The 8,283-nt window shown below is 68.2% G+C and carries 10 protein-coding genes; 5 read left to right on the plus strand and 5 right to left on the minus strand.

Features of this window, described 5'->3' with window-relative positions; genetic code table 11:
- The first annotated feature begins 168 nt into the window (after positions 1–168).
- Positions 169–2,820 (plus strand): ATP-dependent chaperone ClpB, encoded by a 2,652-nt coding sequence (gene clpB / locus ACLNEE_RS01640; RefSeq protein WP_411422653.1) that lies wholly within the window; start codon positions 169–171, stop codon positions 2,818–2,820.
- A 40-nt stretch (positions 2,821–2,860) separates the two neighbouring features.
- Here the strand turns inward: clpB and ACLNEE_RS01645 are convergent, their stop codons facing one another.
- The 4 genes from ACLNEE_RS01645 to ACLNEE_RS01660 all read right to left on the minus strand — a co-directional run bounded on the left by ACLNEE_RS01645 (position 2,861) and on the right by ACLNEE_RS01660 (position 5,026).
- Positions 2,861–3,634 (minus strand): Coq4 family protein, encoded by a 774-nt coding sequence (locus ACLNEE_RS01645; protein ID WP_412006703.1) that lies wholly within the window; start codon positions 3,632–3,634, stop codon positions 2,861–2,863.
- Positions 3,635–3,718: 84 nt separating this feature from the next.
- Positions 3,719–4,021, minus strand: a complete 303-nt coding sequence (locus tag ACLNEE_RS01650) for a 4a-hydroxytetrahydrobiopterin dehydratase (protein WP_411422655.1) — start codon at positions 4,019–4,021, stop codon at positions 3,719–3,721.
- A 75-nt stretch (positions 4,022–4,096) separates the two neighbouring features.
- Positions 4,097–4,462 (minus strand): hypothetical protein, encoded by a 366-nt coding sequence (locus ACLNEE_RS01655; RefSeq protein WP_411422656.1) that lies wholly within the window; start codon positions 4,460–4,462, stop codon positions 4,097–4,099.
- 111 nt (positions 4,463–4,573) lie between these two features.
- The gene (locus tag ACLNEE_RS01660) at positions 4,574–5,026 is read right to left on the minus strand and encodes a secondary thiamine-phosphate synthase enzyme YjbQ (RefSeq protein ID WP_411422657.1); all 453 of its coding nucleotides are present in this window, start codon (positions 5,024–5,026) and stop codon (positions 4,574–4,576) included.
- A 66-nt stretch (positions 5,027–5,092) separates the two neighbouring features.
- Here ACLNEE_RS01660 and ACLNEE_RS01665 point away from each other — a divergent pair, with 66 nt between their 5' ends.
- The 4 genes from ACLNEE_RS01665 (at position 5,093) to ACLNEE_RS01680 (ending at position 7,927) form a co-directional block, all read left to right on the plus strand.
- A complete protein-coding gene (locus ACLNEE_RS01665; RefSeq protein ID WP_411422658.1) occupies positions 5,093–5,332 on the plus strand; it encodes a hypothetical protein in 240 nt (79 codons plus the stop codon).
- Positions 5,329–5,796, plus strand: coding sequence for a thiol-disulfide oxidoreductase DCC family protein (locus ACLNEE_RS01670; protein ID WP_411422659.1), 468 nt, complete (start codon positions 5,329–5,331; stop codon positions 5,794–5,796). Before ACLNEE_RS01665 ends, ACLNEE_RS01670 begins: the two co-directional genes overlap by 4 nt.
- Entirely contained in the window at positions 5,793–7,385 is a 1,593-nt protein-coding gene (locus ACLNEE_RS01675; RefSeq protein WP_411422660.1) for a phytoene desaturase family protein, read from the plus strand. The genes ACLNEE_RS01670 and ACLNEE_RS01675 overlap by 4 nt, the downstream gene beginning before the upstream one ends.
- A gap of 92 nt (positions 7,386–7,477) precedes the next feature.
- Positions 7,478–7,927 carry an OsmC family protein gene (locus ACLNEE_RS01680; protein WP_411422661.1) on the plus strand — a complete coding sequence of 150 codons (450 nt, stop codon included), beginning with the start codon at positions 7,478–7,480 and terminating at the stop codon, positions 7,925–7,927.
- Between the two features lie 19 nt (positions 7,928–7,946).
- Here ACLNEE_RS01680 and ACLNEE_RS01685 read toward each other — a convergent pair.
- On the minus strand, positions 7,947–8,283 hold a 337-nt coding region (locus ACLNEE_RS01685), incomplete at its 5' end, for a zinc metalloprotease (protein WP_412006704.1).

Here is an 8,283-nt window from a genome sequence, read left to right on the forward strand (position 1 = left end):
TGGTGGCCTGGGGATCCTGAAGCTCGGCAACGGTTTCCCGTCCCTTTGACGCCGGCCTGCCCAACCTGAGTTCGGGGCGCCGTACTCCGAGGTACGGCCCCCACGGGTTTCACCCCCGCAGACCCTCCATAGGTTGATTCCAACGCCGCATGTCCGGGAGGTTTTCCGATGCATCCCACCGCCGAACTGTTCACCGAGAAGGCCTGGGGCGCCGTCGTGGCTGCCCAGCAACTGGCCCAGCAGAAACGTCAGCAGCAGATGGAGAGCGAGCACCTGCTCGCCGCCCTGCTGGCCCAGCAGGGCCTCGCGGGGCGCATCCTCGAGAAGGCCGGCGTGGCGGTGGGCAGCCTCAGCCAGAGCGTCGAGAGCTTCATCGCCGGCCAGCCCAGCCTGAATGCCCCCCCCGAGAACGTCTATCTGGGCAAGGGGCTCAATGCCGTGCTCGATCAGGCCGACCAGCTCAAGCAGACCTACGGCGACAGCTACATCGCCATCGAACACCTGCTGCTGGCCCTGGCCATCGATGACCGCTGCGGCAAGCAGCTGCTCTCCCAGGCCGGCACCAGCGCCGACAGACTCAAGGACGCCGTGCAGGCCGTGCGCGGCAGCCAGACCGTGACCGATCAGAATCCCGAGGGCACCTACGAATCCCTGGAGAAGTACGGCCGCGACCTCACCGCCGCCGCCCGCGAGGGCAAGCTCGATCCGGTGATCGGCCGGGATGAGGAGATCCGCCGCACCATCCAGATCCTCAGCCGCCGCACCAAGAACAACCCGGTGCTGATCGGCGAACCGGGCGTGGGCAAGACGGCGATCGTGGAGGGTCTGGCCCAGCGGATCGTCAACGGCGACGTGCCCCAGGCCCTGCAGAACCGTCAGCTGATCGCCCTGGACATGGGCGCCCTGATCGCCGGCGCCAAGTACCGCGGTGAATTCGAGGAGCGGCTCAAGGCCGTACTCAAGGAGGTGACCGCCTCCGAGGGCCAGATCGTGCTGTTCATCGACGAGATCCACACCGTGGTGGGGGCCGGTGCCACCGGCGGGGCCATGGATGCCAGCAACCTGCTCAAGCCGATGCTGGCCCGCGGCGAACTGCGCTGCATCGGCGCCACCACCCTCGATGAGCACCGTCAGCACATCGAGAAGGATCCGGCCCTGGAGCGCCGCTTCCAGCAGGTGTTCGTGGATCAGCCCACCGTCGAAGACACCATCTCGATCCTGCGGGGCCTGAAGGAGCGCTACGAGGTGCACCACGGCGTGCGCATCGCCGACAACGCCCTGGTGGCCGCCGCCGTGCTCTCCAGCCGCTACATCGCCGATCGCTTCCTGCCGGACAAGGCGATCGACCTGATGGATGAATCGGCCGCGCGCCTGAAGATGGAGATCACCTCCAAGCCGGAGGAGATCGATGAGCTCGACCGTCGCATCCTGCAGCTGGAGATGGAGAAGCTCTCGCTGGGGCGCGAGTCGGATGCCGCGAGCAAGGATCGCCTGGAGCGCCTGGAACGGGAACTGGCTGAGCTGCGCGAGCAGCAGAGCAACCTGAATGCCCAATGGCAGAAGGAAAAGGGCTCGATCGATGAACTCAGCGCGATCAAGGAGGAGATCGAACAGGTGCAACTCCAGGTGGAGCAGGCCAAGCGCAGCTACGACCTGAACAAGGCCGCCGAACTGGAATACGGCACCCTCGCGGATCTGCACCGCAAGCTGGCCGCCAAGGAAGCCGAACTCACCGATGGGGACAGCCAGGGCGAGAAGACCCTGCTGCGCGAGGAGGTCACCGAGGACGACATCGCCGAGGTGATCGCCAAGTGGACCGGCATCCCGGTGAGCAAGCTGGTGCAGAGCGAGATGGAGAAGCTGCTCCACCTCGAGGATGAACTGCACACCCGCGTGATCGGGCAGCAGCAGGCCGTCACAGCGGTCGCTGACGCGATCCAGCGCTCCCGCGCTGGCCTCAGCGATCCCAACCGGCCCATTGCCAGCTTCCTGTTCCTGGGCCCCACAGGCGTGGGCAAGACGGAACTCTCCAAAGCCCTGGCCGCCCAGCTCTTCGATGCCGAGGAAGCCATGGTGCGCATCGACATGAGCGAATACATGGAGAAGCACGCCGTCAGCCGCCTGATCGGAGCGCCTCCGGGCTACGTGGGCTACGAGGAGGGCGGCCAGCTCACCGAGGCGGTACGCCGCCGGCCCTACGCCGTGATCCTCTTCGACGAGGTGGAGAAGGCCCACCCCGATGTGTTCAACGTGATGCTGCAGATCCTCGATGACGGTCGCGTCACCGATGGGCAGGGCCGCACGGTGGATTTCACCAATACCGTGCTGATCCTCACCAGCAACATCGGCAGCAGTTCGATTCTCGATCTGGCCGGTGATCCCGCCCGCCATGGCGAGATGGAGAAGCGGGTGAACGAGGCCCTGCGGGCCCACTTCCGCCCCGAGTTCCTCAACCGGCTCGATGAATCGATCATCTTCCACAGCCTCAAGCAGGATGAACTCCGCGAGATCGTGGAACTGCAGGTGCAGCGCCTGGCGGCCCGGCTCGAGCAGAAGAAGCTGGGGCTCCAGCTCAATGCCGATGCCCTCGACTGGCTGGCCGGGGTGGGCTACGACCCGGTGTACGGCGCCAGGCCCCTGAAGCGGGCGATCCAGCGGGAGCTGGAAACCCCGATCGCCAAGGGCATCCTGGCTGGCACGTTCACCGGCGGCCACACCATCACGGTGGATGTGGAAAGCGGGGTCAACGGCCCAACCGGCGAGCAGCGGAGGCTGCGGTTCCAGCAGAGCGACCCCGCCCAGCTTCCCGTGCTGGTCTGAAGCCGCGGACGATGGGCTGGCTGCCGGGGCCCCGGGAGGCTCAGGCGGCCAGCCCAGCGGCCAGGGCCTCATCGCTGTGCCAGCTGGAGATCCCCTCCAGCACCGGCTCGATCCCCAGCTCGGCCCGCAGCTCCACGAGGTTCTGCTCCATGCGCTCCTCCCACCGCACCGGGAACAGGGGCTGGGCCGCCAGCCCCATCTCCAGGCCGCGGCTGATCATGCGAAACACATAGGCTGTGGTGCGGGCCTGTTCCTGCTCGCTCTCGAGATCCGTGATCGGGGTGTCGGTGCGCAACCAGGACATCAGCAGCCCGATCAGATCGGTGAAGGCCAGCCCCGGGTGGGAGTACTGGGCCACGCTGAGGCTGATCACCCCGAGTTCGCCGAAGTTATCGAGGCTGAAACCGGTGAGGATGTGGTGGATGTCGTGGGTGGCGAACACCCGGTAGTTGATGTAGTCGGCGTCGGTTTCGAGGTTGTTGAAGAACTCCGGTTTCGGGAAGAAATTGATGTCGTAACCGAGGGTGGCCATCACCGTGCCGTAGGTGTGACCCAGGCTCCCCTTCGGCATCGCCTTCAAGGCCTCGATGTCGTAGGGCCCGCAGGGCCGGCGCTGCTCCACCCACTCCCAGCTGGCCGGGTCGCGCTGCAGACGGGTGCGGCAGAGCTGCATCGGCCGCGACTCCCGAAGCCGGTGGGACAGGGCGAACACGTTGTGGGCCGACTGGCCGGCCCCCAGAGCCAGATCGGCCAGATCGAGAAACTGCTGGATCGATTCGGCGCTGGCGACCCGATCGAGGTAGCGGAACCCCATGCCAGGAGGGCAAACCGTCAAGCTTGGCACGGCCCGGCAGCCACGCCGCTCCCCTGCAACCAGGGGGGCCTGGTGCCGCGATCGCTACCGGCCGGCCCCCTCGGCCGCGAGGGCATCGATCCGTCGCGCCAGCTCCAGATCCAGATCGGACAGGCCGCCGGTGTCGTGGGTGGTGAGGTCCACCACCACCCGGTTCCACACATTGCTCCACTCCGGGTGGTGGCCCATGGCTTCAGCCACCAGGGCCACCTGGGTCATGAAGCCGAAGGCCGCCACGAAGTCGCTGAAGCGCAGCTCACGATGGAGCTTTCCGTTGAGGAGACTCCAGGCGGGGAGCTCACGCGACAGGGCGTTGATCTGCTCGGGAGTGAGGGGGATGGCAGCCATGGAGGAGGGTCGGTGGGGGCGCTCAGGCTGGCGCAGCCGGGTCGATGGCTTCAGCCTCCGAGTTCGGAGAGGAGCTCAGGAACTGCGGCCGAACAGGATGGGGCGGTAGGTGGGCGTGGCGTTCTCGGAGTCGCTCCATCGGATCGAGCAGGTGGTCGCCCTGGCGTTGCGGCGCCCCAGCCGCCAGTAGCGCATGCCGGTCACGGTGGTGCCGGCGGGACGCAGCATCTGGGCGCGGTTGCAGGCATCCACCTCCGACACGTAGGAGGTGTAGCTCTCCGAGCCGCCGAGAACCTTCACGCGGGAGGAGGAATCATCCGGCTGGCGGGTGGAGGCGTCTTCAACCTGGGGGGAGGAGGCTTCCTCAGCCCGGCCCGGCAGACCTGACAGGCCAAGGCAGAGCAGGGCGGCGAGGGAGCCGGTCAGGAGGGGGCGGGACATGGGCTGCAGGAACGGCGGTGGGCCCGGAGGTGCTGAGGGCAAGTTAGGGCCGAATCGAAACCCTGCCCAGGACTGCCCCCCGCAGGCAGCAATCCGTCAGGTAGCCATGGCTCAGCTGCCGATCAGGTGGAGGCTCAGACGGCGGCGCTGTCCCAGCCGCCGGTGCTCCCAGAGGTAGACGGCCTGCCAGGTGCCGAGCACGAGGCTCCCCTCCTGGAAGGAGAGGCTGAGGCTGGTGGCGGTCAGGGCGGTGCGGATGTGGGAGGGCATGTCATCCGGGCCCTCGTCCGCATGGCGGTAGGGCTGCCGGGGCCCGGCAGCGCCCGCCGGCACGATCCCCTCCTGGGGCACCAGGGCCCTGGCAAAGCTGGTGAGGTCCTGCAGCACCCGTGGATCGGCGTTCTCGTTGATGGTGAGCGAGCAGGAGGTGTGCAGACAGACCAGGGTGGCGGTGCCGAGCGTCAGGCCGCTCGCCTGGATTTCGGTGTTGAGAGCCCCGGTGAGATCAGTGAACCCCTCCCCGGAGGTCTGCACCGCCAGCATCCTCAGGAACTGGCGCAGCATGGGCGCTAGGCAGGACTGTCCTGCCTAGCATCACCCGAGTGATCGATCCGTCCCATCGAGCAGACCATGCGTGGCGTTGCGACGGCCCTGCTCGCCCTGCCGGCGACTTTCCTGCTCAGCCTGCCGGCCGAAGCCCAGCGGGTGGTCAGGAAGCTCGATTGGATGTGTCCCCTGGGCTACGTCGACATGCTCAACGGCAGCTGCAGCACCCTGGGGTTGATGCACTACACCGTGAGACCCACCCATGGCCAACCCTGCCCCCCAGGCTGGATGAATGTGGGCGGAAAGTACTGCCGTAAAAAGTGAGCCAACCGACCCAGCCCAGCTCCGCCCGGCCTCCGAAGCTGCGCATCCTCTTTGACGGAGCCTGTCCCCTCTGCCGCCGTGAGGTGACCTTCCTTCGCCGCCGGGACCGACAGCGCCATGGTGCTGACGCTCGGCTGGCGTTCATCGACATCGATGCCGCGGACTATGAACCCGCTGCCCACGCCGGGATCGACTACGCCGCCGCGATGGGTCGGATCCATGCCATCACCGATGACGGCACCGTGCTCACCGATGTGGAGGTCTTCCGCCAGGCCTACGCCCTGATCGGTCTGGGTTGGCTCTATGCCCCCACCAGCTGGCCCCTGGTCCAGCCCCTGATCGATGGCGCCTACCGCCTGTGGGCAGCGGCCCGGCTTCGGTTCACCGGTCGCCCCAGCCTGGAGGTCCTCTGCCAGGAGCGCTGCGGACCACGCCTGCCGGTCCATCCCTCGGTGGAGGCGTGAGCCCCGACGTCCCTTCCCCCGGCACCGCCCCCTCCACCCCGCAGCCGGCCGTGGATCTGGTGGTGGTGGGCAGCGGACTGGGGGGGCTCTGCGCCGGAGCCGTGGCGGCCCGTCATGGCCTGGAGGTTCTGGTGCTCGAAGCGCACGACCGGCCCGGGGGAGCCGCCCACGGCTTTGCGCGCGGCGGCTTCCAGTTCGAGTCCGGCCCCTCGCTCTGGTCCGGCCTCGGGCGATGGCCCAGCGCCAATCCGCTGGCCCAGGTGCTGCGGGCCGTGGGGGAGACCGTCCCGGTGGCCACCTACCGCAGCTGGGGTCTGCTGCTGCCGGAGGGATCGCTGCGGATCGGCGTGGGCCTGGATCCATTCCTGGAGGTGGTCCGGCAGCTGCGCGGTCCGGCGGCGGCCGAGGAGTGGTCCGCCTTCATGGCCTGGCTGGCCCCGTTCTGCCAGGCAGCGCGCCAGCTGCCGCTGCTGGCCCTGCGGCCGGGCCTGGGGCTGGCCGCCACCCTCAGCGGGGGGCCTGGACTGGCCCTGCTGGGACAGGCCGGGAGGCTGGCCAGCCTGGGCGGAGCCTTCGGCCCGCTGGCCCGGCGCCGTCTGCGCGATCCCTTCCTGCTCCATTGGGTGGATCTGCTCTGCTTCCTGATCTCAGGGATGCCGATGGAGCACACCAGTGCCGCCGCCATGGCCACCCTGTTCGGGGAATGGTTCGAGCCAGAGGCCAGCCTCGACTACCCCCTGGGCGGCAGTCCGGCGGTGGTGGAAGCCCTGGTGCGCGGTCTGCGCCGCCACGGCGGTGCGCTGCGCACCCGAGCTCCCGTGGGCGAGATCCTCGTGGAGGACGGCCGTGCCCGGGGAGTTCGCCTGGCCGACGGGGAGCGGATCCTCGCCCGGCGGGGAGTGATCGCCAACACCAGTCCCTGGGATCTGCTGCCGCTGCTGCCCGCCGACGCGATCCCGGCCCGCTGGCGAGGACGCCAGGACGCCACGCCCGCCTGCCGCAGCTTTCTGCACTGGCATGTGGGCCTGCGCTCCAGCCCCGCGATGGGCGACCTGCCGATCCACCACGTCTGGGTCGGTGACTGGCAGCGGGGCATCGACGCGGAGCGCAACATGGCCGTGCTGTCCATGCCGTCGCTGCTCGATCCCTCCCTGGCTCCGGCGGGCCATCAGGTGCTGCACGGCTACACCCCCGCCAACGAGCCCTGGGAACTCTGGCGCGATCTCGAACCGGGAAGCCCCGCCTACGCCAGGCTCAAGGCAGAACGCTGCAGCCTGTTCCATCGCGTGCTGGAGCAGCTGGTTCCCGATTGGCAGGAGCACGTGGTGCTCGAACTCCAGGGCACGCCCCTGACGCATCGGCGCTTCCTGCGGGTGCACCAGGGAACCTACGGGCCGGCCTGGCCCGCCGATCGGGGCCCCTTCCCAGGGGGGAGCACGCCGATCGAGGCTCTGGTGCTCTGTGGCGCTGGCGTCTTCCCCGGGATCGGCGTTCCGCCCGTCGCGGTGAGCGGAGCCATGGCGGCCCATCGGTTCGTCACGGCGAAGCAGCAGCGCGCGCTGCTGGAGGAACTGCGTCTGGCGCAGTGAGAGCGCGATCGTCGTCTCCGGCCAGGGGGAGCAGCCAGCCGGCCCCGGTCCGCCGTCAGAGTGGGGCGAGCACCCGGGCCGAGCGTCTGACCATGACCTCCATCACCTGCCACTACAGCGGAGGGCTGCGGTGCCGCGCGGAACACGGCCCATCGGGCAGCTCCCTGGAGACCGATGCCCCGGTGGACAACCAGGGGCAAGGCGCTTGTTTCTCCCCCACCGATCTGATCGCCACGTCCCTGGCCACCTGCCTGCTGACGATCATGGGAATCGTGGCGGAGCGGCATGGCTGGCCCCTGGAGGGCGCCTCGGCCCGGGTGGAGAAACGCATGAGCAGCGGCCTGCCCCGGCGGATCGCGGCTCTGGAGGTCTGGCTCACCCTGCCGGAAGGGCTGGACGCCCAGCAGCAGGCGACCCTGCGCAGGGCGGCGGAGACCTGTCCGGTGAAAACCAGCCTTGACGGGGCCGTGCCGATGACGCTGCACTGGGAGAAGGACGGATCGGGAAGCAGCGGAGGTTCCGGCGACACGTCCGGGACCTGAGGCCAGAAGCAGCGCAGGATCAGGCGACCGGGCTTTCGGTCCCCCAGCTTCCGGTGCCCGAGCTTTCCGTACCCCAGAGCGACACCAGAGCAGCGCGGTCGGAACCCGTCAGTGAATCAAACCCACGACGGGTGAAGTAGGACATCAGAGTATCGCTGGTGTCGTAGCGGTAGTTAAAGCCATCGCCGTAAGGGTGATCCAACCCAAGCACATGCAGAATCTCGTGCTTGATCGTCACCCTTTCGTCCATTCCCACGAGGCCCCGCCTCATGTTCTGCCAGGTCACATCGTAACCATCCTTCGTGAAGAAGGTGGATCCGATCACATTTGGATCGAGATAACGCTTCAGTGCATAG

It is taken from the genome of Aphanothece stagnina RSMan2012 (assembly GCF_046764815.1).
Taxonomy (GTDB): Bacteria; Cyanobacteriota; Cyanobacteriia; order PCC-6307; family Cyanobiaceae; genus NIES-981.